Source organism: Aestuariirhabdus sp. LZHN29, assembly GCF_049985285.1.
Lineage (GTDB): Bacteria > Pseudomonadota > Gammaproteobacteria > Pseudomonadales > Aestuariirhabdaceae > Aestuariirhabdus.
Genome location: NZ_JBNIEU010000002.1, coordinates 468696 through 494972 on the forward strand (window position 1 = coordinate 468696; position 26277 = coordinate 494972).

The following is a 26277-nucleotide window of genomic DNA, read 5'->3' on the forward strand; positions in this document are numbered from 1 at the left end:
AGGTGGATGAAAGGGTGGGGTTCCAAGAGCTATTCCATCAGGTTGGAGTTCAACGAAACCATCAGGTGACACCCCTTTACCCTCCAAGCCGGCAAGGAGCTGCTTGCGCTATCGAAAGAGGCCCGAAGGGGCGATGATGAACGTGATGTTCGAATGTCGCGGAGGCCATGGACGGCCGGGAGCGACTGCCGAGCCGGTCCGTGCGGGCAGGAGCCCGCTCGGAGCGCCCGATAGCGGAAGCGGCGACGCGCGCAGCCGAAGGCCGGTTGGGTGGGAGCCAGCGGGGATTCTTAAGGGGGCGCTGGTCGCCCCCTTGAGGCACCCGTCGGGGTGCGTCCCGACACATGCCAGCCGCAAGGCAAAAACCATCGCGCCAAAGGCGCACACACCCAGATTCAATGGGTGTGCGAAGGAGGATGATCGGGAGGGGGGATCGCTGACGCCATCCCTGGCTCTCGCGATCTACCTACATCCTGTAGGCATGCGGCGCTACCGCCGTCCCTGGCTCTCGCGCCATACGACCCACAAGGACGTGGGGAGTGCCGATTGCGCAGGAGCGCAGCTATCGGCCCACATCCCCTGATCGCTCCCGTTGGATCAATGTGGCATCGGGGATGCTGAGGGCGCCGCTCCTGGCCATCCTTGGCCCCGCGGCATACCGCCCGTCCCTGGGCATAAAAAAACCCCTGTAGCCGGTGGCTACAGGGGTAATGCGGAGATACAGATAGATTCACATCGGCGATCGAGACGTCCGTGAATCTATCCGCCATCAGTCATACGAACAGGAGCGGAATGTCTGTCGATTGAAAACTGATAGCTATCATGTGCAAACACATGATCCGGTTAGGCCAGGCCGCCAGCAGGCGAGTGGCTAAAACGGGTTTTAGCGCCGCATCAATTTCGAACCCGCAAGGGGACGTTTCGCCGCGCTAACTTGATAGAAAGTGTCTGGTTTTTAAGCTGATTACTCTATTAGACGTTGGTCTGTGACTGGTCAGTCAGCTCCTGAGCCGGCTGGATTTATTGCCACCATCGCCCAATACTGAGGGCTCAATGGGTGAAATCTAGCCTTGATGGGACTGCACTTGGGCGCATTGGTCTATTTATGACTTTCTCTGCGTCATGGGTCATACCCTGTGAGCCGAGATGCACAGCTGGTAGGAGGTCTTTTTGGCGGATAATTCAAGTGATATACGGTATGAGCCCGACCGCAAGCTGTTTCATATTCGGGCGCGCCGGGTCATCGGCCTGGTGGATGTGTTACTGACCAGTCTGTGGGGCAGCGCCCTCGGAGGTGTGGTGGTCGAAGGGCTGTTTGGTGGTATCCCCTGGCAAAGCCTGGGACCCATCAAGGGGTTGCTCACCCTGCTGGCCCTGGCCGCCATGTTTCTGATTAGCCTGTGGCGAATGGCGGAGGGGGTGCGATCGCTGGTGCTCGGTGTGAGCCCGCGCTTCGTGCTACGCCGTGAAACCCTGCTGGGGCTCAAATACCAGCCCGAACGAGGGTTGCCGACTCACTCCATTGCGCTGGGTAACCAGGTCATCACCCGGGTCGCTAACCTGCAAACATTTCTCGATGCCTGGCAGCAGGCCAAGGATGAGATCGCCCGTGAGCAGCTGCTCGCAGGAGAGGCCGTTGACGAGAAAGAGCGCGGGGCTCTGGCGGGCGAAGGGTCAAACCCAACGGACCCGGAGCGCCCCGAGGATCGGTCGGGGGATTAGGCGCACCGCCGCCCTCAGTTGAGTGCAGTACAGTGCACGCCCTGGCGCAGGGCAGGGTGCAGTTCCGCGCGGTTACGGCCCTGCTGCTTGGCGGTATAGAGCGCTTCGTCGGCCGCTTCGAGTAGCTTGTCGGGCATCATCTCCAGGGTTGGAACCGTGGTGGCAATGCCCAGGCTGATGGTAACCACCTTCGCCGCGGAGGAGTCTTCGTGGGGGATGGCGCAGGCTTCTACGGCCTCGCGAATTGCGTTTGCGACCCTGCTGGCGCCGTCGCTATCGGTGTCGGGCAACACCACCGAAAACTCCTCGCCCCCGTAGCGTGCCAACAGGTCCGAGCGTCGATGTACGGCATTACCCATGGCCTTGGCAGTTTGGCGCAGACAGTCGTCACCCATGCTGTGCCCGTAGTGGTCGTTGTAGAGTTTGAAGTGGTCGATATCCATAATAATGATGGATAGAGGCTCATTTTTACGGCAGCCACGATGCCATTCATCCTCGAGTTTGCGGTCAAACTCGCGTCGATTGGGCAGCTCGGTCAGGTAGTCGAGGTGGGCGAGGGCGTCCAGAATCGCGGCGCTCTGTTTGGAGCGCAGCTGGGCATCCAGTCGCGCTTGTGCCACTTTCGGGTTGGATAGGTCAAACAGGACATCCGCCGCGCCCGCGTCGAAAGCGGCCATCTCCTGCTCATCGTTGAGGCCATCGAGCAGGATCAGTACCGATGTGTGGCGATAGCTGTGTTCACGCTTGAGTCGGCTACAGAGCGCTAGCCCTTCGCTGGTCAGTGATGGGTAGTCGATCAGGATCACATCAGGGGCGCAGTCCTGCTCTTTGAGCCACTGTTCGGCCGCGGCAGCGCTGGGTCTGTTGATGAGGATATAGGCCGCTTCCAGCTCCACCAGGTTGCAGCGGGCCGGATCAAACTCGCCGACCAGTAATACGTTCTGTTTGGGTTTGAGTTGGCAGGCGGCAAGGGACTCCGGTGCGATCGGAAGCTCGGTTCCTGCGAAGAAATGGCGTAGCAGGTCGTAAGTAGGGAAGCCCAACAGGGGTTTTTTGTTGAGGGAGGAGAACATCACCGGGAGGCGGGTTTTATAGATATCTCCCTCCCACTCTTTCTGCCACTCCAGCAACTCCGCGGGAAATTGCTTGAGGAGCTCGGCGGACGGAAACTCAAGCCCCACTTCGGCGGTGAGTGATTTCAAGAAATCGGGGTTCGAGATGTCCTTGCCATCAATCCAGAGGGCTCGGTAGACGCGAGTACGAAACTGCGAGGCCAGCTTGGGGTCCTGTTCACGCAGGTGATAGGCCACCTGATTGACCAGGCGAGTGTTGGGTCTAAACGGGGGCGCATGGACCGTAATCTCTGATGCCCGTTTACGGACCACCGCGACCTCATTAAGAATCTGGTTTTTTTCATCCGGCGTGACCACCGCGCTGGTGGCTGAGGCTTCGTGTTCTATTCCGCGCCATTGGATGCGCTGGGTATCCCCCATGGAGATCAGCCGCTCGTTGAGGGCGTAGCAAAATGGACAGTTAAAGTCGGAGTAAAACTGAATGGTATCGGTTGTATTCATGCACAGAGCCCCGTCGATCTGTTGTGAACAGACTGGCTATTCCTTTGTTGAGCGATCCTTCAGAATATTCTATCTCATGGATATGGGATAGGAATCCAGATCAATACATCCTACCCTATCGGCTGGCGAGTTTTGCCGGTCTGGTACTCAAAATCACCATTGCGATACCGCTGGAATCGCGCTCCATGCCGGCACCAGGGGCAAGCTGATCGCTTCGTGCAATAACAGGGCTCCCGCCGGCGCAACGGTGACATTGGTGTTGGCTTTTAATGCGCACAGAGCCCTGAAGATAGCGCAACGCGATAACAGTAAGGCTTCAGGCGGGAGGGCGCTATCTCAGGGCACTATCTCAGGGCACTATCTCAGGGCACCGATCAACTTGACGCAGGCGACCAGCAGGGTGCCCAATACCAGCCCCACCACCAGGTCGGGCAACATGGAGGGCAGTATGTCGAGGGCGTGGTGCACCGCATCAATGTTGTGCACGTACATTCCTCCACCGACCAACAGCATCGCGACAGTACCGACCACGCCGAGCAGGCGAATCACCCTGGGGAGTGCGGCGACCAGCCCTTCACCCATCAGCTGGTACGGACGCCGCAGCCATGGCGCCTGTTGTGGTGCGCGCTCTATCAGGTAAAAACCGGTATCGTCCATGCGCACCAGAAGCGCAACCGCACCGTAAACGCCGACCGTCGCCAGCAGCGCAATCAGACTCACCACGATCACCTGCACCGCGAACTGCTGCTCAATCACGGTTCCCAGCGTAATCACAATGATCTCGATGGAGAGGATAAAGTCGGTGCGGATGGCACCTTTTATTTTGCGGGCTTCGAGCTTGAGGATCTGGGCGGGGTCAGCGGATTCTTGCGCGGCTATCGCGTGGGGCTTATGGGGGAAAAACCATTCGCTTACCTTTTCGGCCCCTTCGTAGCTGAGATAGGCACCACCCACCAGTAGGATGGGCACGATCAAACCGGGCAGGTAAGCGCTCAGCAAGAAGGCCAGCGGCAGGATAATCAGCTTGTTGACCATGGAGCCCTTGGTGATGGCCCAAACCACAGGCAGTTCACGGGATGCGCGAAACCCGGTGGCTTTCTCGGCATTGACGGCCAAATCATCCCCCAGCAGTGCGGCGGTCTTCTTTACCGCCACCTTGCTCATTACTGCCGCATCGTCGAGCAGTATCGCGATATCATCCAGGATCGCAAAAATTCCACTGGCCATAGATTATCAACACTCCGTCTTTGAAGGGGGAGGAGCGCACACCCAAGGCCGCTCCGGGTAAAAAGAGAATATTATCCTACTGCATTTTATGGTTTGTTTGTGATGGCCCGGTGAAACGGGCCGTCGCACCGCTATTCGCTGACCAGCTGGTCGCATTTAAAAAAAGCGCCTTTGTCGGTGCCCAACACCTCAACCAGCCTGGGCAATAGCCGGGACATCTTGTCGAACAGCCCCCACGGAGGATTAACCACTATCATGCCGGAGGAGGTCATTCCGCTGCCGTCGGTATCTGCGCAGAGGCCCAACTCGAAACGCTGAATGTTTTTGATGCCACTATGGATAAACGATGTTTCCAGCTGGGCAATGCGCTTGCGGTCGACCACAGGGTACCAGACTCCGTAGGTGCCGGTGGCAAAGCGTTTGTGGGCGCTCTGGACTGTTTTGAAAACCTGCTCGTAATCCGATTTGATCTCATAGGAGGGGTCGATCAACACCAATGCCCGGCGCGATATCGGGGGCAGGTGTGCCAGAACACCCTTGAGACCATCCTGGCATATCACCTTTATGCGCCGGTTGCCCTCGGTGTTTTTCCTCAACCGGTCGGCATCATCCTTGTGCAGTTCGTACAACCAGGCATTGTCTTTCCTGCGCAGAAACTGGCTGGCGATAAGGGGGGAGCCTGGATAATAGCGCAACCGGTTCGATGAGTTGCAGGCGGCGATCGTCTCGAAGTAGCGCGATAACTCAGGAAACTGACCGGCTTCTAGTTTGCCAATGCCGTTGGCGTGTTCTGCCAGTTTGAGGGCATGGCTCGACTCCAGGTTGAACAGCCCTGCCCCCGCGTGGGTATCGATGTAATCAAAGGGCTTGTCCTTCCTGGTAAAGTGCTCGAGGGCCTCCACCAAAACAATATGCTTGATGACGTCGGCAAAATTTCCAGCGTGAAAGGAGTGTCGGTAGCTGAGCAAAGGGAAACCCTGTTCGTGAGATCGACGATCGGTTGTCATCGACCTGGGTGGAGACCAAGGGCTATTATCGCCACTGCGAGGGTTAAATGCTATTGATGGCGTTGCGGTAACACGCCGGTCGCTGCTGTAGCGGGTGAGGCTTGGCGTTTTAATCGCTCATGGGAACCGGTACCAGGTTACTTTTCAGGTACAGCGGGTGGGCGGGCTCGCCCGATTTGTTCATTTTGAGGTAATGCAAATGGGGTAGCGATTGTTTTACGGCGCTGGATCTTTGCAGATAGCTGCCATCGTTACCCCAGGCGGCCACAACGATCGCCGCCTCTTTTGCCAGCGCCGCAAGCCATGCATCGTTCTCGGCTCCGATGGGGGCAGGGTAGGCTTTCATGTCGGCGGGATCCGTTGCGCGGTAGGCAAACAGGTTGGCCATGCACACGCCGCCATAGCCCCAGGAGGTAGCGAAATTGATACAACGGATAAGGGTTGGGTCGTCTACCGTCTCATCGGCTGTCGATGGGTTCAGGCCGATGACCATCGCCATGGGCTTGGTCTCATCCCAAATACGCCACAGCGCGTAGCGGTAGCGTCGGCAAGGGGATAATTTGGCGTCGGCTTTCAATCAATGGCTCCGCTGCAATTCAGGCTCGGGCGACTCATCATCGGATCTCTCGGGCGCGGTTCTAATAGGATGAATTGGGCGTATTATCAGGGTCGATTTCGCCATAGACCTCTTCAGGATCGACGTCGTTGATAAGCAGTATTTCCCTGACGGTTTCAATCTGGTCGAGTACCATCTGGTAGCGATCGCCGTATTCATAGCGGGTCACCTCTATCGCTTTCGGCATGTAGGTAAATGCAATCTTGAGTGCCGTCAACGCCTCGTTATCGATTTTTTCGCTCATGCAGGCCACCTTCGTGTTTGCTTCAGTGCTATGTCGTCGGGAATACCGATCATGGAGCCAGCATGGTATTCAGGCTTGACCGCACGCCCTGTTCGCCAATGCTCGGGTCAAGAGCGCCGCGTCGTGTCCCATCCGGGCCGAACAGCACAAGAACCGTCGTACCCACCTTCTGTTGCCGGCTAAACGCCCGTCCCTTGGGGGTGTTCACGTCAACCACCAGGAACTCCACGCTCTGCTCAAAGTCCGGGCGTATCCGATTGAGCAGGTCCATGGTTTCAATGCCTCCCACCGTATTCTTATCATGGGTTAGCACCACAACCGCCGATCCCTGGCCGATTTTGGACAGGTCGTCGCTAAACCCCTTGGGTAGCAACATCACCGCGGCGGCCAGTATAAAGCAGACAAATAGAATAAGGACCAGGTTGGTCGCTCGGGATGAACCCTGCTGTGAATAGCGCATAGTGATAAAGACCCTTTGTTGGATGCAAACAATATACTAAAGCGGTTGTATGGGGTCAGGTGATATTTTCATATGACACCCCATAGGCGGGTGCCGCCTGCGTTGTACTACCAATATTTTTGATCGCTTAATGCTTCCACGCATTCCGTGGCGCCTTGCATAGGCTGCACCGGGTGGCCGTCAAGGGACTGAGCCAGCCAGCCTTCGGGCTGACTCAGTACAAAGGGAGCTTTTACAATCTGTTCGCTGATCTGTTTAAAACCGATTTTGGAATAAAAAGCCGGGTCGCCGTAGGTGAAGGCCAGGTCGACGTCCATACGCTTTAAATGCTCGAGCCCATAACGGATCAGTTCTTGTCCTATGCCCGAGCCTTGAACGCGGGTAGAGACTGCAACCGGCGACAAAATAAACGCAACCTGATCGTTGGGCACAATAAAACGACTAAAGAATATCGACCCAACAATACGATCGTTCTCCGTTGCAATGCAGCCAATTAGATTTTTTGGTGCTGTGTCAGCAATCAGCCGTGAAACCAGATCGGCAATAATTCGGCCCTCGGATTCGCCCTCTGATGCAGAGAATACATCGGAAAAAAGCGCTACAACGTCCGCGGTGTCCGATGCTGTGAATAGTGAATATTTCATAGTAAAAGGTCAGCCTGCCACGATATTTTCAGCGAGTTTACTCTCTTCAAACTAGCCTACCGTCTTGAAATGGTTCAGAGAAGCCCTGTTTTCCTACCCTACAGGTCGTTTCAGTACCAAGGGAAGTATGCAGCTTTTTTATCCCTCATAACCGGCGATAAGTCCCGTCAAACCCTATGCCGGCAGGCAATAATCCACCGCGCCGGAGGCGCTCCTGCAAAGTGCAATGATGTAGAACCGGCCTCATGGGTGACACTTAAAACCGGCCACATAGGTAACACCTATGCTGGTCGGTCAGTACCCTTCCTCCCGTCATCCTCGCGAATGCGGGGATCCACAGCAGATTGAATTACTGGATGCCCTCCTTCGAGGGCATGACGAAGGGGAAGGGGCTCCCGACATCCATGTTGCCGCAGGGCAAAGAGATGAAGTCGCCCGACGGGGCGAGACCCGTCAAACCGTTTGCCGGCAGGCAATAATCCATCGCGCCGGAGGCGCTCCTGCAAAGTGCAATGATGTACAACCGGCCTCATGGGTGACACTTAAAACCGGCCACATAGGTAACACCTATGCTGGTCGGTCAGTACCCTTCCTCCCGTCATCCTCGCGAATGCGGGGATCCACAGTACCTTGAATTACTGGATACCCTCCTTCGAGGGTATGACGAAGAGGGGAAGGGGCTCCCGACATCCATGTTGCCGCAGGGCAAAGAGATGAAGTCGCCCGACGGGGCGAGACCCGTCAAACCGTTTGCCGGCAGGCAATCATCCACCGCGCCGGGGGCGTTCCTGCAAAGTGCAATGATGTAGAACCGGCCTCATGGGTGACACTTAAAACCGGCCACATAGGTAACACCTATGCTGGTCGGTCAGTACCCTTCCTCCCGTCATCCTCGCGAATGCGGGGATCCACAGTACCTTGAATTACTGGATACCCTCCTTCGAGGGTATGACGAAGGGTTGTGCCTGAAATTTCAGGCCGCTTCGGGGGGAAGGGAAAAGCTAAGAGTTGCCTGAGAGCCCCTGATCGCTCTCGGCATCCCTGCCTTCCGCGATCTACGCCCATCCCCGGGCGCCGCTATCGCCATCCGTGGCTCTCGCGGCATACGACCCACAAGGATGTGGGGAGTGCCGATTGCGCAGGAGCGCAGCTATCGGCCCGCATCCCTGGACATAAAAAAAGGCACCCGAGGGTGCCTTTAATCAAGTCAGCCAGGAGAGCTAGCTTTCCTGTTTCATTCGCTTGTACCAGAGGTTGTGGTGCTGCTTGGCCCAGGCCTCGTCAACATGACCACTGTTCATGCCCTCGAGGGCACCTTCGGTACCCAGTGATCCAATGTAGATATGGAACAATGAGCCGCAGAACAACAGTACGGCGGAGCCAGCATGGATCAAGTTAGCGTTCTGCATGGTGTCGCGAATCTGCCCATAGTTGGGGAAATCCAGCACCAGACCGCTGCCCGATACGATCAGTCCCAACAGGACCACGATCCAGAACCAGACCTTCTCGCCGCCGTTCATGTAGTCGGCATCGGGGTGCTCGTTGCCGATAATGCCGCCACCCTTGGCGAACCACTTGATGTCGATCAGGGTGAAGAAGTTATTCTTCATCCATTTTACGATCATCACCAGCAGGGCGATGCAAAATAGCGGCCCCAGGTAGTTATGCACATCCTTGCCAAGACTGAGGAAGGTCGAAAAGGCATCCTTCCCCATAAGCGGGATCAGAACCGATTTACCGTAGAGAATGCAAAGGCCGGTTACACCCAGCAGCAGAAACAGTATCGCCACGAACCAGTGAATGGTTCGGTCGGCACGGTTCCAGCGCTCGATGGTCTTGCCGCTGCGAGGCTCACTGAGGCGATTGGGTCCGATCAACAGGTAAACCAGTACCAGGGTGACCAGGCTCAGGGACAGCGCCCAGGCGCCGCCCGGAGAGATCCACTGGGCGCGGAACTCCATCCACCAGGTTCCTGACTCATTGATCAGCATACCGCTTTCGTTGCCCTGTATCTGTGTAGTGCCGATGGAGCCGTGGCGCACATGATCCCAGAATGCCGTGGCGGAGTCAGGAGCGACTGCTGCCAGGGTATAGGGGACCATGGGTGCCAGAAGCAACACCAGAGCACAACAGACGAGCGCGAGGTTAACGCCGCGTAAGCGGCGTTTCATCCCCGGGTTCTCTGCTTGTGTCGATGATTTCATAAGCATCTTTCCCGTTAAGCGGGTTAACAGCGCTGCCGTTAACCCTTGGCTTTACGACCGTAGGCCATGGACTGACCCCAGGCACCCGCATTGGAGCCGCGATAGGTCACACGCTCACGGAAGATGTCGGAAACATCGTTCGCATCACCGGCCAGCAGTGCCTTGGTCGCGCACATCTCTGCACACGCAGGCAGTTTGCCTTGGGCGATACGGTTGGCTCCGTACTTCTCCCACTCGGCCATAGAGTTATCCTCTTCAGGACCCCCGGCGCAGAAGGTGCACTTGTCCATCTTGCCGCGAACGCCGAAGGCGTTCTCCATCGGGAACTGCGGCGCGCCGAAGGGGCAGGCCATCAGGCAGTAACCGCAGCCGATGCACTGGTCTTTGCTGTGCAGCACGATGCCATCCTGGGCTTCGTAGATACAATCAACCGGACACACAGCGATGCAGGGAGCATCGGTGCAGTGCATGCAGGAGACAGAGATGGAAGCCTCATCCGCTTCGCCATCGTTGATGGTAACAACGCGACGACGGTTGATGCCCCAAGGCACCTCGTTGGTGTTTTTACATGCGGTAACGCAGCCGTTGCACTCAATGCAGCGCTCCGAATCACACAAAAATTTCATTCTAGCCATGATAATTATTTCCTGTGCTATGCGGCTGCTTATGCCGGCAGAATTCGACAAAGACTCACTTTAGACTCTTGCATCTGGGTCACAGAGTCGTAGCCGTAAGTCATCGCGGTGTTGGCAGATTCGCCCAGTACATACGGGTCAGCGCCCTCTGGGTACTTGCTGCGTAGATCCTTGCCTTCGAGCACACCACCGAAGTGGAATGGAAGGAAAGCGACGCCACGGTCAACGCGACGTGTGATCAGGGCTTTCACCTTGATTTTGGCGCCTTCGGGAGTCTCTACCCACATATCCTGTCCGTCGCGGATGCCAGCATCGTTGGCATCGCCCGGATGGATCTCGGCGAACATCTCCTGCTGCAGCTCAGCCAGCCAGGGGTTGGAACGGGTCTCGTCACCACCACCCTCGTACTCAACCAGGCGGCCGGAGGTAAGAATGACAGGGAACTGCTGGCTGAAATCCTTGCTCTGAATCGACTTGTAGAGAGTCGGCAGACGGTAATGGGACTTGCGGTCCTCGTAGGTTGGGTACTTCTCAACCAGGTCGCGACGGGTGGTATACAGCGGCTCACGGTGCACCGGTACCTTATCCGGGAAGGTCCATACCACGGCACGGGCCTTGGCGTTACCGAAGGGAGCGCAGCCGTGCTTGATGGCAACACGCTGGATGCCGCCGGAGAGGTCGGTCTTCCAGTTTTTGCCTTCGGCAGCAGATTTCTCGGCAGCGGTCAGGTCATCCCACCAGCCCAACTGCTGTAGCAGCTTGGCGGAGAACTCGGGGTGGCCGTCCTTGATCTCGGAACCTGCGTTGTGCGATCCCTTGGCCAGCAAGCTGACCCCGTCACGCTCAACACCGAAACGGGCACGGAAGGTGAGTCCACCCTCGGCGACCGGCTTGCTGTTGTCGTACAGCAGCGGGGTGCCGGGGTGCTTCTGCTCGGCGGTTCCCCAGCAAGGCCATGGCATGCCATAGAAATCACCATCGGCAGGGCCGCCTTCGGCCTTGAGGCTGGTGAAGTCGAAGGTGTGCCAGTTTTGCTGGTGCGCCTTCATACGCTCTGGGCTCTGACCGGTGTAGCCGATGGTCCACATACCTTTGTTGAACTCACGGGTGATATCTTCGATCAGCGGCTCTTCGCCATTCACCTTGATGTTCTTGCACAGCTCATTTTCAAAGCCAAACTTCTTGGCGAGCTTGTACATAATGGTGTGGTCAGGCAGTGATTCGAACAGGGGCTCGATCACCTTGTCGCGCCACTGTAGCGAGCGGTTAGACGCGGTAACGGAACCGTAAGTTTCGAACTGGGTTGTCGCGGGTAGCAGGTAGACACCGTCCTTACGATCGGGCAGTACAGCGCTGACGGTGGGATAGGGATCAATGATGACCATCATATCCAGCTTGTCCATCGCCTTCTTCTGCTCCAGTCCACGGGTCTGGCTGTTGGGTGCGTGACCCCAGAACACCATGGCGCGCAGGTTATCCTCTTGCGCAATGTTGCCCTTGTCCTCCAGTACGCCGTCGATCCAGCGTGATACCGGAATGCCCGCAGAGTTCATTGGGAACTTGGGCTTCTCGGCGGTGCCTTCGAACGCCTTGCGGTTGTCGAAACGTCCCTTAACCCACTCGTAATCCAGGTCCCAGACGCGGCTCCAGTGCTTCCAGGCGCCGGCTGAAAGGCCGTAGTAGCCTGGCAGTGAATGCGACAGAACGCAGAAGTCGGTAGCGCCCTGTACGTTGTCGTGGCCACGGAAGATGTTGGCACCGCCACCGGCGACACCCATATTACCCAGCGCCAGCTGCAGGATGCAGTATGCGCGGGTGTTGTTGTTACCGATGGTGTGCTGGGTACCACCCATGCACCAGACGATGGTTCCGGGCTTGTGCTCGGCAAGGGTCTGGGCCACGCGGCGCATCTGCTCTTCGCTGACGCCGGTGATGTTCTCAACCTCGGCAGGGGTAAATTTCTTCACCTCTTCGCGTACTTCGTCCATGCCGTAGACACGTTGCTCGATAAAGGAGGCGTCTTCCCACTTGTTCTCGAAGATATGCCACAACAGACCGTGGATAAAGGGAACGTCGGTACCGGGGCGAATCCGCACATACTCGGTAGACTTGGCTGCGGTGCGGGTGAAACGTGGATCAACCACGATCACCTTCGCCTTGTTACGCTCCTTGGCGTGCAGGATGTGCTGCATCGCGACCGGGTGCGCCTCGGCAGGGTTGGATCCGATCAGGATCATCGCCTTGGAGTTATGCATGTCGTTGAACGAGTTGGTCATCGCACCGTAGCCCCAGGTGTTGGCAACACCGGCTACTGTAGTGGAGTGACAGATACGCGCCTGGTGATCCACGTTGTTGGTACCCCAAAGGGCCGCAAACTTGCGGAACAGATAAGCCTGCTCGTTGTTGTACTTGGCGGAGCCTAGCCAGTAGACGGAGTCAGGACCGCTCTCTTCGCGGATCTTCATCATCTTGGAGGTGATCTCGTCCATCGCCTCGTCCCAGGAAACTTTCTGCCACTTACCGCCGACCAGTTTCATTGGATACTTTAGGCGACGCTCGCCATGGCCGTGCTCACGTACAGAAGCACCCTTAGCGCAGTGGGCACCGCGGTTGAAGGGGTGATCAAACGCTGGTTCCTGTCCGGTCCATACGCCTTCCTGAACTTCAGCGTAGATACCGCAACCCACGGAGCAGTGGGTACAGATGGTACGTTTGGTTTCGACCGGCATGTTGCTCTTGCTGGCCGCATGGGCCTTTTGCATCATTCCGGGAGCCAGTAGCTGGCTGGCGGCCAATCCGCCGGCCGCAACGCCACTGGCGCTGAGGAAGGAGCGACGGCTGATGCCGCTCTTGGCCTGGTCCTGCCCACTTTCGGGGCTTACTTTGGTCAATTTCATTTGGATGTTGCCTCGTGTTAATCCGATATCAGAACCTGATTACTTCGCCTAGATGCGGGCGGTATCGTAATAGGCCTTGACGTGATCCGACTTGCGGTAACGTCCCGATTGCTTCTCCTCAAGCGGCTGTTCAGCGGCTTGGGCCGTACCTGCGGCGCCGACAACTGCAGCGGCACTACCGGCGACGGCAACACCCTTAAGAAACTCGCGTCTCTTAAGTTGCTCCTGGCTCAGTGGTTTCTTGCTCATCGTTCTCTCCCCTACGGGTTTTTCGTTATTGTGGTTGGTTAAAACGGTTTATTTCGGTTTGCATTAACGACTCACCCAACTGACCCACAGCGATGTAGAAGTTGGAGTTGTTGGCGTTTTGCAGGTCTTCAAAGAAGCGCTGTATCCACCCCTGGATGTGGGAGCAGAAAAAGCGTTGTTGTTGCTCGGTAGAGCCCTCCTGAACCAGATACGCCATCACCTCACAGAGGGCGGCGACATGGTCTTCCGGTTCGTGGGTATTTTGCTGGCGCTCGAAGCCCATATCGGACAGGTCCTGGCGCAGGCTGATAAGTGGTTTTTCCATCATAAAGCCTGTCTGGTACCAGGAACCGAAGGGCAGTAGCTCGCCCCGACCGATACCGATAAACAGGCTGTTGTACTCCTGGCTTGCCGCAGATGGCGTCGTGCGGGAGGCGCTTTGCTGTAGCACGTTATAGGCATGCTCGATAGCGCTGCGCGGGTGGTCAATTTCGATTGCAGCCAGCAGGTCGAGAAGCTCCTGGGTGGCAGGACCACGCAGCATTGCGCCGAGCAGGGCATAGCCCTCTGCGCGCAGGCTGTCTTCTGCGCTCAGGGGAGCGGAGGCTTCGACAACCTCGGTGGCACTGTCGGTGGTAATAATGTTGGCGCTCATGGCAGTAACTCCGAATCCTGTTTCATTAACGCCTTAACCCGGCATTCCCCGCACAGTTCCAGCAAATTGAGATTGTCGCCCTGGAACATATGGTTACCGGCAAGTTTCGATTGCATCTTGCGGAACAGGCTTTGGGTAGCGAAGGGTGTTCCACAGTCGGTGCAGCACAGCGGAGCGTCTTCGTGCAGTGTTTGTTGCGACTTGCGCAATGAACGGTCGAGGAGGTATTCGCCCCGTAGCTCCAGTACCTGCTCAGGGCACGCGCTGACGCAGAGGTTGCATTGCACGCAGTTGTGCTGGGTAAACCGCAGTCTGGGCTCATCGCCACCGGACTGCAGTGCCATGGTGGGGCAGACCCCGGCGCAGGACATGCACAGGGTGCAGTTGTCGCCGTCGATGTTAAGGCCACCCATAGGGAAGCCTGCGGGCATGGCGAGGGCGCGGGGTGCTTGTTCGGTGGCGGTCGCCAGCTGGTCAATGGCCTGGAACAGAGCCTCACGGCGCTTGCTGTCGGGCAGGTAGCCTGCGGTGGAGAGTGGCTGGTCATCGCTGGCCAATAGCTCCGCCAGGCGCTGGGTATCGTTGTGTTCGATCAACGCGATGCGGCTGTCATCGATACCGAGTTCTTTCAGTAACGCCTGCCCATAACCGAGCTGGACATTGAGTGCGCTGCGAGCGGTGTCGGCGTAGTCGTTGGGGGCAACAATAACCACCTGCCGCGCTCCCCAGGCCAGGGCGCTGAGCCAGGTCTCGAGGCCCGCGCAGTTGATCTCTTCGAGTTCGAGCCTCACCAGCCCATGGTTGTTGTCGGTGGGCACGGCGCTGCTTTCGGTGCCCTCAATGACCACGACGGCGGGCTGTTGTTCACGAACCGCCTGCTGCAAAGGTTCGCGTAGTTGCTGCAGCAGCTGCACGGGTGGGGTGTCGAGGTGCTCGATCGCTCCCGTGGGGCAGGCGCTGGCGCAGCCGCCAACACCGTGGCAAAGGTGGTGATCTACCTCGATACGGCCGCTGAACGATTGAATTGCATCGGCAGGGCAGACGTCCAGGCAGCGGGTGCAACCCGTTATGTTGCTGTTGCTGTGGGCGCAGATGTCGGAGTTGACCTGCAGGTAGACCGGTTTGCTGAACTCGCCAACCAGTTGGGGTAGCTCCTCCAGTGCGCGTTCCAGACTCTGTTGGTCAGGGCAGTAGAAGTATCCCGCAGGAGCCCGCTCACTGCTCATCTGGGCACTGCTGCCGAGGTCAAGAAGCAGGTCGAAGGCTTTCAGCTGGCTGAGGCTGGCCAGTGAATTATCCGTAAGGCCGCCAGGCAGGGAAACCGTTGCGTCAAAATGACCCATATAGCCGCTGATCGACTGTAGTTTGTGGTGGTGGAGTGGGGCGCTGATCTCTAGCCCGGCTGCGCGCTCCATCTCTGCATCCAGGGTCGCCGGCATCGCCTCGGTGATTAACAGGGTGCAGCGCAAGCTGCCCGCCAGCTCAGCCGCTGCCAGACGGGCACGGTGCTCCGGTCCAACGATCAGCAGCTCACCGGAGCTTCGGTAGGTAATAGTATTTTGTAGGGGCTCAAATTGACTAACAAATGAGCCGCTATGTTCCATGGTTACTGCAGTCATAGATCCTCGTCAGGCTGGTTGGAAGACTAAGGCTTCTCTTATTTCGAATTGTTTACCAGCCCGGGTATACCTATATAGCAAATCCGGAACCGGCACCGCAGGGAAAAAAGCCCCTGTTAATCCTTTAATGTCTTACTGTTTTTCGGTTTTTTTGTGTCGTATGGGTCGTTTTGTCTGTTTTGGTTCCCTGTGTCCCTTTTGGCGCACTTGCCAGGAGTGTGTCGAGAGCTGTTATCCGGTGCCCTATAGGTGCTTGGGCTGTTGTTGTGTGTTGGCACGGACCGGGTCTTCGTCGATCTCCTGCGTTAACCCATTTGAATCCTGTGGCTCTGTGGGCTGGGTGGTTTCCCCTGACGGGGTCTCCGGGTTGTCATTAAGCGTTGCGTCGGCTTTAGCCTCAGGGTCAAGGTTCTCCTCGGTCTCGTCGAGGTTCTCTTCGTCGCGCTGGCGCGGGTGGGTGTTGTCCGGGTCTCGGTCGATCCACTGCTTCAGGTGTTCGCTGACGGTCTCTCCCAATGGTTCGAAAACGCTGTAATCATCGTCGTAATCGTCGAGATTGTCGGTGATATTGAAGTGGGACAGGTGAAAGAGCTGTTTCAGGGCCTTGGTCCGCAGCTCCTCGCTGACCCCTTCGCTGAGGAAGCCGGAATAATTGGCATCGTTGTTGAGGCTGGCAAGTTCCGGCATATCGGCATCGGTTTTCGGGGCGGGGGGCTGCTCCTCCCCAGTGCTCAGGGGCTGGCTCTCAATCTCGGTGTTTGCTGTCTCTTCGGTGGCGGGCGGGGTTGTTTCGTTTTCTGCCTGCAGCTTGCGTCGGCTCCAGCGGCTGGCGAAGCCCTCGTTGGTGTCGTCGGCGCTCATGGGGTTGTTTCTCCGTCGTTGGGGCCGTTCTTATGCATAGGCTTGTCGCCGAACAGTTCTCCGCTGTTGAATGAGCTGTGGCCCTTGGATTTTTCCTCCCGGCCTTTTTCTCCTTTCCCGCCTTTTCCACCTTTGCCTCGAAGTCGGCGTTTACCGTTGTCGCTTTGGTCTTCGCCGTGGCGCGCCATAAAAGCCTCTATCCAGCACAGTACCGCAGGGGGCATGGGGGCCGAGAAAACATCCTCTTCACCGCCGTCCATATAAGAGGACGCAAGATCCTGGCTGGCGCTGACTCGCAGGGGGTGCAGGGCATCCTCATCGTCGCTGTCATCGTCGATGTCGCAGACGACAAAGAGTTTAGGTGCGCGGGAACTCAGGTTGAAGCGGTAGGCGGCGCGTTCATCGCGGTGCAGTTGCAGTTGCAGTCGAGCGCAGGTGGTCGCGTTTTCAGGTGTCGGGGCGTCGGCAGGCACGAGTTCGCAGGCCCAGCTGGCGGTTAGCCAGGGGCCGACATGGCGTTCGGTTTTAATCATCGCCACCTTGAGTGGGTAGATCTCTTCGTCAAGGGTGTCTTGTTGTTGCAAGTGATCGCTCCTGATGTGGCGGATTGTTAATGGCAGTCGGGTTCCATGGGGAGCTGACTGGGCAGCCTGCTATCTATGCAAAGGCTGTTCCTGAAAAAAGTCCCATTGAAACCCTTTGCTTTGGGACGTTTTGGGGCAATTGTCCATGTTTTGAGCGTCAAGTGGGTCATATTGACTCAGTTTGAGTGGAGTATCGCCCCATTTAGGCAGGGTACGCTTCTTGCTTTTATAGCGGGCACTGAAGCCTGTCGGGATACCCTATTCCCTGATGGCAACCTATTTTGCTGGAGCCCACACCATGAATGCGATATCTGCCTATCGCCCCCTGATGAGCCAATCCGGTATTCAGGGCACCCATTGCATCGAGGCGTTGGATGAGCAGGGGCAAGCGCGAGAGATCCATATCGCCGGAGAGCGGGCGCTGACGATCTATATAGACAAGGTAGAGCTACTTACCCTGATGACCATGGGGCGACGTCCCGAAGAGCTGGTGCTGGGGTATCTGCTCAATCAGGGCATTGTCGATCGGGTTGAGCAGGTACGTTCCGTACAGGTGGAGTGGGATGTTGAAGCGGCGGCTGTTGTCACCGACGGCTCCATCGAGGGTTGGCAGGAGCGGCTGGGGCGCAAGACGGTAACCACTGGATGTGGCCAGGGTACGGTGTTTGCCAGCATGATGGATAAGTTTGAGGATATTCAGCTGCAGCGGCAGAGCTATTCCCAGTCGGGCATTTACGGGCTGCTTGATTCCCTTTCCCGCCACAACGAGATCTATCGACAGGCGGGAGCGGTGCACGGTTGTGCGTTGTGCCGGGGAGTCGATGTGATCGACTTTGTCGAAGATGTGGGGCGCCACAACGCGGTGGATACCCTCGCGGGAAGAATGCTGCTCGATGGCCTTCAGGGTAAGGATCTTATCTTCTATACCACAGGGCGGCTCACATCGGAGATGGTGATTAAAGTCGCGCAAATGGGTATTCCCCTGCTGCTGTCGCGCTCGGGCTTGACCCAGATGGGGTTGGAGATGGCGCAGCGGGTAGGGCTGACCATGATAGGCCGTGCCAAGGGTAAGCACTTCATGGTGTTCAGCGGACAGGACAATATCAATTTTGATCAGAGGCCACCGCCCCGTCCGGAGCGGGCTGGTGGTCGGTCACAGGGGGGATGAGTATGCAACAGGGACAGGTTGCGGTGGGGAAGCCGGGGGAGCGCGGTGGCGCGGAGTTTCTCAATATCAAGCAGGTGGCCGACTTTCTTCAGCTGAACGAGAAGAAGGTGTACGCCATGGTTAGCGAGGGGGTGATTCCAGCCACCAAGATTACCGGTAAATGGCTCTTTCCCAAGCGTCTGGTAGAAAGCTGGTTGTTGGAGTCGTGCCATGGAGGTGTGCTTTCCGACCGCCTGCTGGTGGTCGGCAGTGGTGACCTGCTTCTGCAGCAGGCCCTGTCACGGCAGCAACGTGATATGCAAGATGCGGGTCTGGTGTCGATGTCGGCCACGGGAACCCGTCTCGGGCTGGCAATGCTCGATCGCGGGCGCGCCGATCTTTGTGTGATGCATTGGGGGCCGGCTGGGGAGAGTCGGGTGCGCCATCCTGCGTTGTTACAGCGTTACCAAAACTTCCGTCAATGGACGATGGTGCGCCTGCTTGAGCGTGAGGTGGGTATTGCGTCGAGTCCCGGGTTGGTGCCGTCTGAGGCCGCATCCTGTTTTGCGAGCGGTAAGCGGTGGGTATTGCGTCAGGGGGGCACCGGTGCACGGCGTCTGTTTGATGAACAGTTGGCGATCCATCACGGCTCTATCGATGAGTTGAGTATTGCGGAGCCGGTGCTGAGTGAGTGGGAGGTGTCGGTGCAGCTTAATGAGGGACGGGTCGACCATGGCATTATTTCCCGTGCCTGCGCCCATCAGCTGGACCTGCCCTTTCTGTCGTTGGGCAGTGAGGCGCTCGATATGGTAATGCCCCAGCCGATCTATTTCCGGGTGTTGGTGCAGCAGTTGCTGGGACAGTTTCGGACGTTGGCGCTGCAGCAGCAGGCGAGCCATTACGGCGGCTACGATCTGGGCCAGTGTGGCGAAATTCTGTGGACCCCCTAATTCTGTGGACCCCCTAATGCCTGCTCGCCGGTCAGTGCAGGATTCAGCGAATGAGGGGCCTGTATTGCGGCATTTCAGCTGTCGGTGGCCCAGGCCTGTAATTTACGTTCGAGGGTCTTGCGGGAGATTCCCAGCTGGCGCGCGGCTTCGGATTTGTTGCCGTTGGTGTGCTGCAGTACCTGCTCGGTGTGGCGACGAATAACCCGCTCCAGATCCCATTCGCTGGGGTAGCCCGCACCGGGAGCCGTATCTTGCGGCGCCGGGTTCTCCTGGCGAAGGTAGTTCAGGGGCAGTTTTCCCAGTAGCAGGCAGCGTTCAATAAAGTTGCGCAATTCGCGAATATTGCCGGGCCAGTCGTGTTGCTGCAGTTGGGTGAGGTCGGCATGGGAGAGGGGGATCTCCGGTACGCTCAGCTCCCCCGATAGCTTGCCCACAAAATGGTGTACCAGGGGAGGGATATCCTCCGGGCGGTCTCGTAGCGGCGGCATGGTCAGGGTGAGGATATTGATACGGTAGTAGAGGTCTTCGCGAAAGTTGCCGTTCTGGGATTCGTGCTCCAGATTACGGTTGGTGGCGGCAACGATACGCACATCGATCGGGACCTGTTTATCTCCCCCGACCGGACGAATGCAGCGCTCCTCCAGAACTCGCAGTAGTTTGGCTTGCATGGACAGCGGCATCTCACCAATTTCATCAAGAAACAGTGTGCCGCCATGGGCATGAACAAAGAGCCCGTCGCGTGCCTGCTGGGCTCCGGTAAAGGCGCCGCGTTGATGGCCAAACAGCTCGCTTTCCATCAGGTCGGGGGCGATGGCGCTGCAGTTGATGGCAACAAAGGCACCTTTGCGGCGGCTCTGCATGTGAATGGCGCGTGCAGCAAGTTCCTTTCCTGTGCCAGACTCGCCCTGGATCAGAATGGTTGAAGGGGTGGGGGCGACCCGGGTAATGATCTCTGAAACTTCGTTAATCGCTGAGCTGTCACCGATCAGTTCGGAGTTGGTCAGTCGCTCCTGCTGCCAGGGAGAGCGCAGATAGCTGTGGCGCTCCTTGCTGCGTCGCTCAAGGCAATACTGTACCGAGCGCATGATTTCGTTGATGGTGCAGGGTTTGTGCAGCAGATCGGCACCGCCGGCACGGAGCACGCGAATGGCCAGTTCGGAGTCTCGTTGCTCGCTGAGGCAGATAATGTCGGAGTGGTCACTGTAGTGGCGTAAAATTCTCTCCCATTCGTCGGTGATGGAGGAGAATAGGTCCAGGTTGACGATGATCAGGTCAAAATGGCAGCGTTTGAGCAGTGCCCGTGCGGTTTCCAGGTCGTTGGTTTGTTCGAGTAAGCCACTGCTCTGCTTGAGCGATTGCATGACCGCTTGCTGGTCATGGGTTTCATCGAGCAGCAGAATAGAGGAGATGCGCGTGTTGCAAACCGGAATGCGGTGCAGGTTATCCGCAGGGGTGTCGACGATGGAGAATGGCAGCAGTTGGGCCATTAATGGAAGCCTTAACAAGTTGAGCCGCAGGGTGCGGTATGGATCGAATTACGATTAGGCTTCCTTGCTGCATTGCCTCCTGCAGGTGCTGGATAGGCATCCAAAACTCACCAGATGCTTACCGACGCCAGCTAAGTAACACTAGGTCATTCTGTCCCCTCCGTCCATAGCGCTGGGTCAATATGACGCTACAAAGCACGGCTCAGTAGGACTCATGTGGTTATTTGCGGGAGATTTTTGCCCACAGAGCAGGCTAATCGAGCTTTTAGGGCAAGCCTTTGGTTATTTATACCGAGGGGATAACCCGCTGGGGATGAGACCTTGGTCTAACGGTCATACCATTTGTGGCGTTCGTTACCTTAGTTGGTTCGGTTGTTGCTGGGTTCTGGCTGGACAAACGGGGCGATGAGATGGACGCTATTGGCTATCCACTGACATAGGTCGCTTTTCGGTTGAGGGGGCTCGGTGTCATACTGACCCCGTTTTGCTGATGAAGGCCCGCCGCTACCAAGAACCCTGTTGGAGCCGATTACTCCATAAAGCGATAACGGATAGTGTCGGGCGGGGTAGAATACGGGAGGGTGGTTCGTCCAATAGGGACGAGGGTACCCATCCAGCTAAAATGCACCCGGGAGTGCACACAGGAGAGATCGTTGAGTAACCCAGCAGTAGTAGTTGATGGCGTGATTCTGGCGGGGGGCGAAGCCCGTCGCATGGGCGGAGAGGATAAGGGGCTGGTAGCGCTAGGGGGGAAAGCGATGATTGAGCACGTAATAGCTCGCTTTGCTCCCCAGGTGGCGGGCTTGTGTATTAACGCGAACCGCAACCAGGAGCGCTATGCGGCGTTGAGTTTTCCGGTGATCAGCGATCGCCAGAGCGGTGAGTACCCCGGGCCTCTGGCCGGAATGGCTGCAGGTCTTGCCGCGAGTCAGGCGGAGCTGGTTGCATTTGTGCCCTGCGATGCACCGCTGCTACCCGGCGATCTTGTGTCGAGACTGCACAGCGCGCTGGAGCAGCAAAAGGCCGATATGGCAGTGGCCCACGACGGAGCGTTTTGGCAACCGGTGTTTGTATTGATGCGGCGTTCGCTACTGCCCAGTCTGGAGCACTTTCTTGAGGGGGATGGGCGTAAGATCATGCACTGGTTCCAGCAGCAGGAGATGGTCAAGGTGGTGTTTGACGATCAGGTCGACGCGTTCGAAAACATTAATACACCCGAGCACTGCCAGCGCGTTGAGCAACAGTTGGCGGGGGTAGAGTTATGATCGAGTGCAATATTCCCCTGGTCGGTTTTATCGCTCATAGTGGTACCGGAAAAACCACCTTGCTGTGCCAGCTATTACCGTTGTTACGTTTGAAAGGGCTGCGTGTGGGTATGGTGAAACATGCTCATCATCGTTTTGAGATGGACACCCCCGGTAAGGACAGTTATGAGCTGCGTAAGGCGGGTGCCGAGCAGATGCTGATCTCTTCCCGCGAGCGCTGGGCGTTGTTGAGCGAAAACCTGGGTGAAGAGCCACGGCTCAATGAGCTGCTTGGAAAATTTGACCAGCAGCGCCTGGACCTGATTCTGGTGGAGGGGTTTAAGCCCGAACCCTATCCCAAAATCGAGTGCCATCGTCCCTCCATGGGTAAGCCTCTTTTGTATACCCAGCACCCCAATGTTATTGCGGTGGCCTGTGATGAGCTGCCCCAAGAGGGTATTGGCGAGCTTGACCACCTCGACCTGAACAATGTGCAACAGATTGCCGACTATATCTGTCACCATTTTCTTTAATGGCTATTAACCCGGGTGTGCCCTGTTCGGGCTCAACCCTAAGGATGTTGTGATGAGCGAAATTTCCCTCAACAGTTGTTGCAATGCGCAAGGCGAGCTACCGGTTGATCTTGGTCGCAAAGCGATTCTGGAACAGGTTGCGCCCCTGGTGGTGGTTGAAAGTGTGCCGTTGTTGGAGGCGTTGGGACGGGTGCTGGCCGAAGATGTTCGTTCGCCAGTCGCGGTCCCCGGCCATGATAACTCGGCGATGGATGGCTTTGCGCTGCGCTTTACTGACCTCAACGAGGAGGGCGGGAGCTGCTTGAAACTGGTTGGTGAAGCCCTCGCCGGCCATCCCTTCCTCGACGCCGTGCCCGAGGGTGGGGCGATTCGTATCATGACCGGTGCCATGATGCCGGTGGGAACCGATACCGTGGTGATGCAGGAGATCGTTACTTGCGATGACTCCGGTGTACATATCCCCGCAGGCATCAAGCAGGGGCAGAATCGTCGCCGCGCGGGAGAGGATATCGCCCTCGATGCGGTGGCGTTGACCAGTGATACCCTGATCAAGGCGGCTGAACTGGGGCTGTTGGCCTCACTGGGGGTGGATCGGGTATTGGTCAAACGGCGCCTCAAGGTCGCGGTGCTCTCGACCGGCGATGAGATTCGTGCGCCAGGGAGTAAACTGCAACTGGGGCAGATCTACGACAGCAATCGCTTCAGCTTGCACGGCTTACTGGAGCCTTTGGGGGTGGAGTTGATCGACCTGGGTATTATCCCCGACCAGCCTGCCCTGTTGGAGGAGGCGTTTGCCCATGGGGCCAGCGAGGCCGATCTGGTATTGACATCGGGCGGGGTGTCGGTGGGAGAAGCCGACTATGTCAAGGATACCCTGGAGCGCATTGGCGAAATTCATTTTTGGAAAATGGCGATGAAACCTGGCCGCCCGCTGGCGTTCGGTCGTATCAAACAGTCGGTGTTCTTCGGCTTGCCGGGTAATCCGGTGGCGGTGATGGTGACTTTCCTGCAGTTTGTGTTGCCAGCCATTCGCAAGATGCAGGGCATGAAAAATTGGCTCCCTTTGACGCTGCCCGCAGCGGCCACCGAATCCTTAAGAAAACGGCCGGGTCGCACCGAGTTTCAGCGTGGGATCTATCATCGTGATGAGCACGGTGCATTTCACGTTAGCAGCAGCGGCACCCAGGGGTCCGGCGTGCTAAGTTCGATGAGCCGCGCCAACTGCCTGATTATCCTGCCCTCGGAACTGGAGCAGGTGGAGCCTGGCGAGAGCGTTGATATTCAGCCATTGATGCTGTGATCTTTCGGCAACCAGGCCACTTGCCTAAAGGTGGGTAAGATCCTGATTCACGCTTTGTCACCGCAGCCGCAACCCGATATGATCGGGACTACGAAATAGCTTCAGGCTGTTTCTTCACAATTGAGTCGTTACGGGTTTCTGCATGATCACCAAGTTTCTGGTTACCGTCGCTATTATCGTTGGCGCCGTCCTTTATTTGCGCCATCGCAATCGCACCGCGGTGTCAGCAGCGCCGGCGACGGTAGCTCCCGCGCCGCCCCCCTTCCCGGTATCGTTCCGAGTTCTCTCCTATATCCTCGCAGGTTTAGTGACCTTCTCTGCCATCGGCTACATGCTTTACGATTACCACGATAGCCATCGACTGCTTTCGATCCGGGTGGTAAACCCGGTGAATGGAGAGGAGGTCGAATACAAGGCGCTTAAGGGTAAGTTGGAAAACCGCCGTTTCGAAACCGTCAACGGTCAGCAGATACGGGTCTCGGATAACGAACGCCTGGTGATCGAGGTGATCGATTAAGCAGGGCCCGCCCCCTCAGCCGCGGTATACCCTTTGCACCGATCCATCGTGAATCAGCAGGCCGCGTGGGTGGACGCGGATATAAAGTCTGTGCCCATAGGGCCAAGGCGATCAAAGGCCAGGAGCAGTCCGTTGCCTGTAGTGATCCAACCATTGCCCAGTGGCTAGCGAAGAGGTCGCGTCTGAGGCTTATTAGCAGACTCCTTTATGGGGTATTGTGTACTGCAGCGGTATGCGGAGGGCTCGGTTGCCCCCGACTCGACCCGCTGGCACCCTTGCTATGCCGTAGGAGAATGTAGTCCATGATGCGAATTGATGATGCAATAAACCCCTGTGACCTGGTCCTGTTTGGCTGTGTCGGAGACCTGTCGCTGCGTAAGTTATTTCCTGCGCTTTACCACTTGCAAGTGGCGGGGCTGTTGCACGAAACAACACGCATTATTGGTATTGCTCGTAAGGATCTTGATGATACAAGCTTTGCGGCGATGGTCGACAGCGCGCTACGCACTCATGTTGCAGGGGAGCAGTTTGAGCGTCACCATTGTGAGGCATTGCTGAAACGGATCAGCTACCTGCGTCTGGAACTGACACAGGTGGATGATTACCGCGCGGTAAAAAAACTGCTTGTCACCCTGTCACCAACCGTTATCCATTATTTGGCAACGCCGCCAGAACTCTATGGGACCGTTTGCGAACATCTCCATGCCAGCGATGCAATTTCGCAAGGCGCCCGTATCGCGTTAGAAAAGCCCATCGGTCATGATCTGGAAAGTTCACGCCGTATCAATGACATTGTCAGTCGGTACTTTGACGAACAGGATATCTATCGCATCGATCACTATCTGGGCAAAGAGACGGTGCAGAACCTCATCGCCCTGCGCTTTGCCAATAACCTGTTTGGTTCCCAGTGGGACCAGCATCACATCGATCATGTGCAGATCACTCTCGCCGAAGAGGTCGGGATCGAAGGGCGCTGGGGATACTATGACCAGGTCGGACAGATGCGCGACATGGTGCAGAACCACCTGATCCAGCTGCTCTGTATGGTGGCGATGGACCCGCCTACCCAGCTGAGCGCCGATAGCATCCGCGACGAGAAGCTAAATGTGTTGCGTGCGCTGCGCCCGATCACCGAAAAGAACGTGTTACGCCGTTCGGTGCGCGGCCAGTATCGAGCGGGGCAAATCGATGGCACGGCCTGTCCCGGTTATCTGGAGGAGGAGGGAGGCCGCAGTGATAGCGACACCGAAACCTTTGTCGCCCTGCGAGTGAATATCGACAACTGGCGCTGGTCCGGAGTGCCCTTTTACCTGCGCACGGGCAAGCGCCTGGCCGACAAAGTGTCTGAGATTGTCATCAACTACAAGTCGCAGCGACACTACATTTTCGATCCACGGCATCGATCTATGGTGCAGAATAAATTGATTATTCGCTTGCAGCCCGATGAGGGGATTCGCCTGCGTGTCGCCACAAAAGAGCAGAGTCTGGGCCAGGGCATGGCGTTACAATCTCGGGCGTTGGATCTCGATTTTGGTGGCGGCCAGAAGGGGCGTATCCCCGATGCCTATGAACGCCTTTTGCTGGAGTTAATGCGCGGCAACTCCTCGCTGTTTGTGCGCCGCGATGAGATCGAAGCCTCCTGGGAGTGGTGCGATAATTTGATTGAGGCCTGGCACAAGAGCGGCGATCAACCCGAACCCTATGCTGCGGGAAGCTGGGGGCCGGAGTCGGCGGATTCGCTTATCGCAGGGCGGGGAAGAGCCTGGCATCAGCGCATCGACTCCTGATAGGTTAAGTGGTCGTTGCCGAATTGCTTTTGGTTGAATTTCGTAAAAAATGAAAAATCATCATTTTTGTGGGGTCGATCGAAAGCCGTAGCTAATTGAAACAGAGTTTCGCGC

Annotated in this window: 24 protein-coding genes; 8 read left to right on the forward strand and 16 right to left on the reverse strand. The window is 57.2% G+C overall.

Features of this window, described 5'->3' with window-relative positions:
• Positions 1 to 1170: 1170 nt before the first annotated feature.
• Entirely contained in the window at positions 1171 to 1722 is a 552-nt protein-coding gene (locus ACP3PW_RS08860; RefSeq protein WP_426416336.1) for a hypothetical protein, read from the forward strand.
• 14 nt (positions 1723 to 1736) lie between these two features.
• Here the strand turns inward: ACP3PW_RS08860 and ACP3PW_RS08865 are convergent, their stop codons facing one another.
• The 15 genes from ACP3PW_RS08865 to ACP3PW_RS08935 all read right to left on the reverse strand — a co-directional run bounded on the left by ACP3PW_RS08865 (position 1737) and on the right by ACP3PW_RS08935 (position 17198).
• Positions 1737 to 3296 (reverse strand): diguanylate cyclase domain-containing protein, encoded by a 1560-nt coding sequence (locus ACP3PW_RS08865; RefSeq protein WP_426416337.1) that lies wholly within the window; start codon positions 3294 to 3296, stop codon positions 1737 to 1739.
• 357 nt (positions 3297 to 3653) lie between these two features.
• A complete protein-coding gene (locus ACP3PW_RS08870) occupies positions 3654 to 4523 on the reverse strand; it encodes a DUF808 domain-containing protein (RefSeq protein WP_426416338.1) in 870 nt (289 codons plus the stop codon).
• 131 nt (positions 4524 to 4654) lie between these two features.
• On the reverse strand, positions 4655 to 5491 hold the full coding sequence (locus ACP3PW_RS08875; RefSeq protein WP_426416339.1) for a 23S rRNA (adenine(2030)-N(6))-methyltransferase RlmJ: 837 nt from the start codon (positions 5489 to 5491) through the stop codon (positions 4655 to 4657).
• 148 nt (positions 5492 to 5639) lie between these two features.
• A complete protein-coding gene (locus tag ACP3PW_RS08880; RefSeq protein WP_426416340.1) occupies positions 5640 to 6107 on the reverse strand; it encodes a DUF1643 domain-containing protein in 468 nt (155 codons plus the stop codon).
• Positions 6108 to 6168: 61 nt separating this feature from the next.
• Positions 6169 to 6390: a hypothetical protein gene (locus ACP3PW_RS08885; protein ID WP_426416341.1), complete on the reverse strand. Its 222-nt coding sequence runs from the start codon at positions 6388 to 6390 to the stop codon at positions 6169 to 6171.
• Positions 6391 to 6439: 49 nt separating this feature from the next.
• The gene (locus ACP3PW_RS08890; protein ID WP_426416342.1) at positions 6440 to 6850 is read right to left on the reverse strand and encodes a hypothetical protein; all 411 of its coding nucleotides are present in this window, start codon (positions 6848 to 6850) and stop codon (positions 6440 to 6442) included.
• 107 nt (positions 6851 to 6957) lie between these two features.
• Positions 6958 to 7494 carry a GNAT family N-acetyltransferase gene (locus tag ACP3PW_RS08895; protein ID WP_426416343.1) on the reverse strand — a complete coding sequence of 179 codons (537 nt, stop codon included), beginning with the start codon at positions 7492 to 7494 and terminating at the stop codon, positions 6958 to 6960.
• Positions 7495 to 8714: 1220 nt separating this feature from the next.
• Positions 8715 to 9698, reverse strand: a complete 984-nt coding sequence (locus ACP3PW_RS08900; protein WP_426416344.1) for a formate dehydrogenase subunit gamma — start codon at positions 9696 to 9698, stop codon at positions 8715 to 8717.
• A 38-nt stretch (positions 9699 to 9736) separates the two neighbouring features.
• Positions 9737 to 10333, reverse strand: coding sequence for a formate dehydrogenase FDH3 subunit beta (gene fdh3B, locus ACP3PW_RS08905; RefSeq protein ID WP_426416345.1), 597 nt, complete (start codon positions 10331 to 10333; stop codon positions 9737 to 9739).
• A 29-nt stretch (positions 10334 to 10362) separates the two neighbouring features.
• Positions 10363 to 13230 carry a formate dehydrogenase subunit alpha gene (locus ACP3PW_RS08910; RefSeq protein WP_426416346.1) on the reverse strand — a complete coding sequence of 956 codons (2868 nt, stop codon included), beginning with the start codon at positions 13228 to 13230 and terminating at the stop codon, positions 10363 to 10365.
• Positions 13231 to 13278: 48 nt separating this feature from the next.
• Positions 13279 to 13479 (reverse strand): twin-arginine translocation signal domain-containing protein, encoded by a 201-nt coding sequence (locus ACP3PW_RS08915; protein ID WP_426416347.1) that lies wholly within the window; start codon positions 13477 to 13479, stop codon positions 13279 to 13281.
• Between the two features lie 25 nt (positions 13480 to 13504).
• Positions 13505 to 14134 (reverse strand): TorD/DmsD family molecular chaperone, encoded by a 630-nt coding sequence (locus tag ACP3PW_RS08920; protein WP_426416348.1) that lies wholly within the window; start codon positions 14132 to 14134, stop codon positions 13505 to 13507.
• The gene (locus ACP3PW_RS08925; RefSeq protein WP_426416349.1) at positions 14131 to 15753 is read right to left on the reverse strand and encodes a 4Fe-4S dicluster domain-containing protein; all 1623 of its coding nucleotides are present in this window, start codon (positions 15751 to 15753) and stop codon (positions 14131 to 14133) included. Before ACP3PW_RS08925 ends, ACP3PW_RS08920 begins: the two co-directional genes overlap by 4 nt.
• A 243-nt stretch (positions 15754 to 15996) precedes the next feature.
• Positions 15997 to 16614, reverse strand: a complete 618-nt coding sequence (locus ACP3PW_RS08930; RefSeq protein WP_426416350.1) for a DUF3306 domain-containing protein — start codon at positions 16612 to 16614, stop codon at positions 15997 to 15999.
• Positions 16611 to 17198: a DUF3305 domain-containing protein gene (locus ACP3PW_RS08935; protein WP_426416351.1), complete on the reverse strand. Its 588-nt coding sequence runs from the start codon at positions 17196 to 17198 to the stop codon at positions 16611 to 16613. Before ACP3PW_RS08935 ends, ACP3PW_RS08930 begins: the two co-directional genes overlap by 4 nt.
• Positions 17199 to 17496: 298 nt before the next feature.
• Here ACP3PW_RS08935 and fdhD point away from each other — a divergent pair, with 298 nt between their 5' ends.
• Positions 17497 to 18366 carry a formate dehydrogenase accessory sulfurtransferase FdhD gene (gene fdhD, locus ACP3PW_RS08940; RefSeq protein ID WP_426416352.1) on the forward strand — a complete coding sequence of 290 codons (870 nt, stop codon included), beginning with the start codon at positions 17497 to 17499 and terminating at the stop codon, positions 18364 to 18366.
• A gap of 2 nt (positions 18367 to 18368) precedes the next feature.
• Positions 18369 to 19295 (forward strand): substrate-binding domain-containing protein, encoded by a 927-nt coding sequence (locus tag ACP3PW_RS08945; RefSeq protein WP_426416353.1) that lies wholly within the window; start codon positions 18369 to 18371, stop codon positions 19293 to 19295.
• Between the two features lie 74 nt (positions 19296 to 19369).
• On the opposite strand, the gene ACP3PW_RS08950 is transcribed toward ACP3PW_RS08945, so the two are convergent.
• The gene (locus ACP3PW_RS08950) at positions 19370 to 20782 is read right to left on the reverse strand and encodes a sigma-54-dependent transcriptional regulator (protein WP_426416354.1); all 1413 of its coding nucleotides are present in this window, start codon (positions 20780 to 20782) and stop codon (positions 19370 to 19372) included.
• A gap of 653 nt (positions 20783 to 21435) precedes the next feature.
• On the opposite strand from ACP3PW_RS08950, the gene mobA reads away from it, so the two are divergent.
• From mobA to zwf, 5 genes are all read left to right on the forward strand, one after another.
• On the forward strand, positions 21436 to 22047 hold the full coding sequence (mobA, locus tag ACP3PW_RS08955; RefSeq protein ID WP_426416355.1) for a molybdenum cofactor guanylyltransferase MobA: 612 nt from the start codon (positions 21436 to 21438) through the stop codon (positions 22045 to 22047).
• A complete protein-coding gene (mobB, locus tag ACP3PW_RS08960; protein WP_426416356.1) occupies positions 22044 to 22559 on the forward strand; it encodes a molybdopterin-guanine dinucleotide biosynthesis protein B in 516 nt (171 codons plus the stop codon). Before mobA ends, mobB begins: the two co-directional genes overlap by 4 nt.
• Before the next feature lie 52 nt (positions 22560 to 22611).
• Positions 22612 to 23859 (forward strand): bifunctional molybdopterin-guanine dinucleotide biosynthesis adaptor protein MobB/molybdopterin molybdotransferase MoeA, encoded by a 1248-nt coding sequence (locus ACP3PW_RS08965; RefSeq protein ID WP_426416357.1) that lies wholly within the window; start codon positions 22612 to 22614, stop codon positions 23857 to 23859.
• A 142-nt stretch (positions 23860 to 24001) separates the two neighbouring features.
• The gene (locus tag ACP3PW_RS08970; protein ID WP_426416358.1) at positions 24002 to 24376 is read left to right on the forward strand and encodes a hypothetical protein; all 375 of its coding nucleotides are present in this window, start codon (positions 24002 to 24004) and stop codon (positions 24374 to 24376) included.
• Between the two features lie 302 nt (positions 24377 to 24678).
• On the forward strand, positions 24679 to 26163 hold the full coding sequence (gene zwf, locus ACP3PW_RS08975) for a glucose-6-phosphate dehydrogenase (protein WP_426416359.1): 1485 nt from the start codon (positions 24679 to 24681) through the stop codon (positions 26161 to 26163).
• The last annotated feature ends 114 nt before the right edge of the window (positions 26164 to 26277 follow it).

Bases quoted from the DNA above. Each gene is read 5' to 3' on its own strand.
- ACP3PW_RS08870 (WP_426416338.1), bottom strand. From the start codon at position 4,523: ATGGCCAGTGGAATTTTTGCGATCCTGGATGATATCGCGATACTGCTC.
- ACP3PW_RS08950 (WP_426416354.1), bottom strand. From the start codon at position 20,782: ATGGCCCAACTGCTGCCATTCTCCATCGTCGACACCCCTGCGGATAAC.
- ACP3PW_RS08915 (WP_426416347.1), bottom strand. From the start codon at position 13,479: ATGAGCAAGAAACCACTGAGCCAGGAGCAACTTAAGAGACGCGAGTTT.
- fdh3B (WP_426416345.1), bottom strand. From the start codon at position 10,333: ATGGCTAGAATGAAATTTTTGTGTGATTCGGAGCGCTGCATTGAGTGC.
- ACP3PW_RS08970 (WP_426416358.1), top strand. From the start codon at position 24,002: ATGATCACCAAGTTTCTGGTTACCGTCGCTATTATCGTTGGCGCCGTC.
- ACP3PW_RS08895 (WP_426416343.1), bottom strand. From the start codon at position 7,494: ATGAAATATTCACTATTCACAGCATCGGACACCGCGGACGTTGTAGCG.
- fdhD (WP_426416352.1), top strand. From the start codon at position 17,497: ATGAATGCGATATCTGCCTATCGCCCCCTGATGAGCCAATCCGGTATT.
- ACP3PW_RS08890 (WP_426416342.1), bottom strand. From the start codon at position 6,850: ATGCGCTATTCACAGCAGGGTTCATCCCGAGCGACCAACCTGGTCCTT.
- ACP3PW_RS08910 (WP_426416346.1), bottom strand. From the start codon at position 13,230: ATGAAATTGACCAAAGTAAGCCCCGAAAGTGGGCAGGACCAGGCCAAG.
- ACP3PW_RS08900 (WP_426416344.1), bottom strand. From the start codon at position 9,698: ATGAAATCATCGACACAAGCAGAGAACCCGGGGATGAAACGCCGCTTA.
- ACP3PW_RS08925 (WP_426416349.1), bottom strand. From the start codon at position 15,753: ATGACTGCAGTAACCATGGAACATAGCGGCTCATTTGTTAGTCAATTT.
- ACP3PW_RS08920 (WP_426416348.1), bottom strand. From the start codon at position 14,134: ATGAGCGCCAACATTATTACCACCGACAGTGCCACCGAGGTTGTCGAA.
- zwf (WP_426416359.1), top strand. From the start codon at position 24,679: ATGATGCGAATTGATGATGCAATAAACCCCTGTGACCTGGTCCTGTTT.
- ACP3PW_RS08930 (WP_426416350.1), bottom strand. From the start codon at position 16,614: ATGAGCGCCGACGACACCAACGAGGGCTTCGCCAGCCGCTGGAGCCGA.
- ACP3PW_RS08885 (WP_426416341.1), bottom strand. From the start codon at position 6,390: ATGAGCGAAAAAATCGATAACGAGGCGTTGACGGCACTCAAGATTGCA.
- mobB (WP_426416356.1), top strand. From the start codon at position 22,044: ATGATCGAGTGCAATATTCCCCTGGTCGGTTTTATCGCTCATAGTGGT.
- ACP3PW_RS08865 (WP_426416337.1), bottom strand. From the start codon at position 3,296: ATGAATACAACCGATACCATTCAGTTTTACTCCGACTTTAACTGTCCA.
- ACP3PW_RS08965 (WP_426416357.1), top strand. From the start codon at position 22,612: ATGAGCGAAATTTCCCTCAACAGTTGTTGCAATGCGCAAGGCGAGCTA.
- ACP3PW_RS08945 (WP_426416353.1), top strand. From the start codon at position 18,369: ATGCAACAGGGACAGGTTGCGGTGGGGAAGCCGGGGGAGCGCGGTGGC.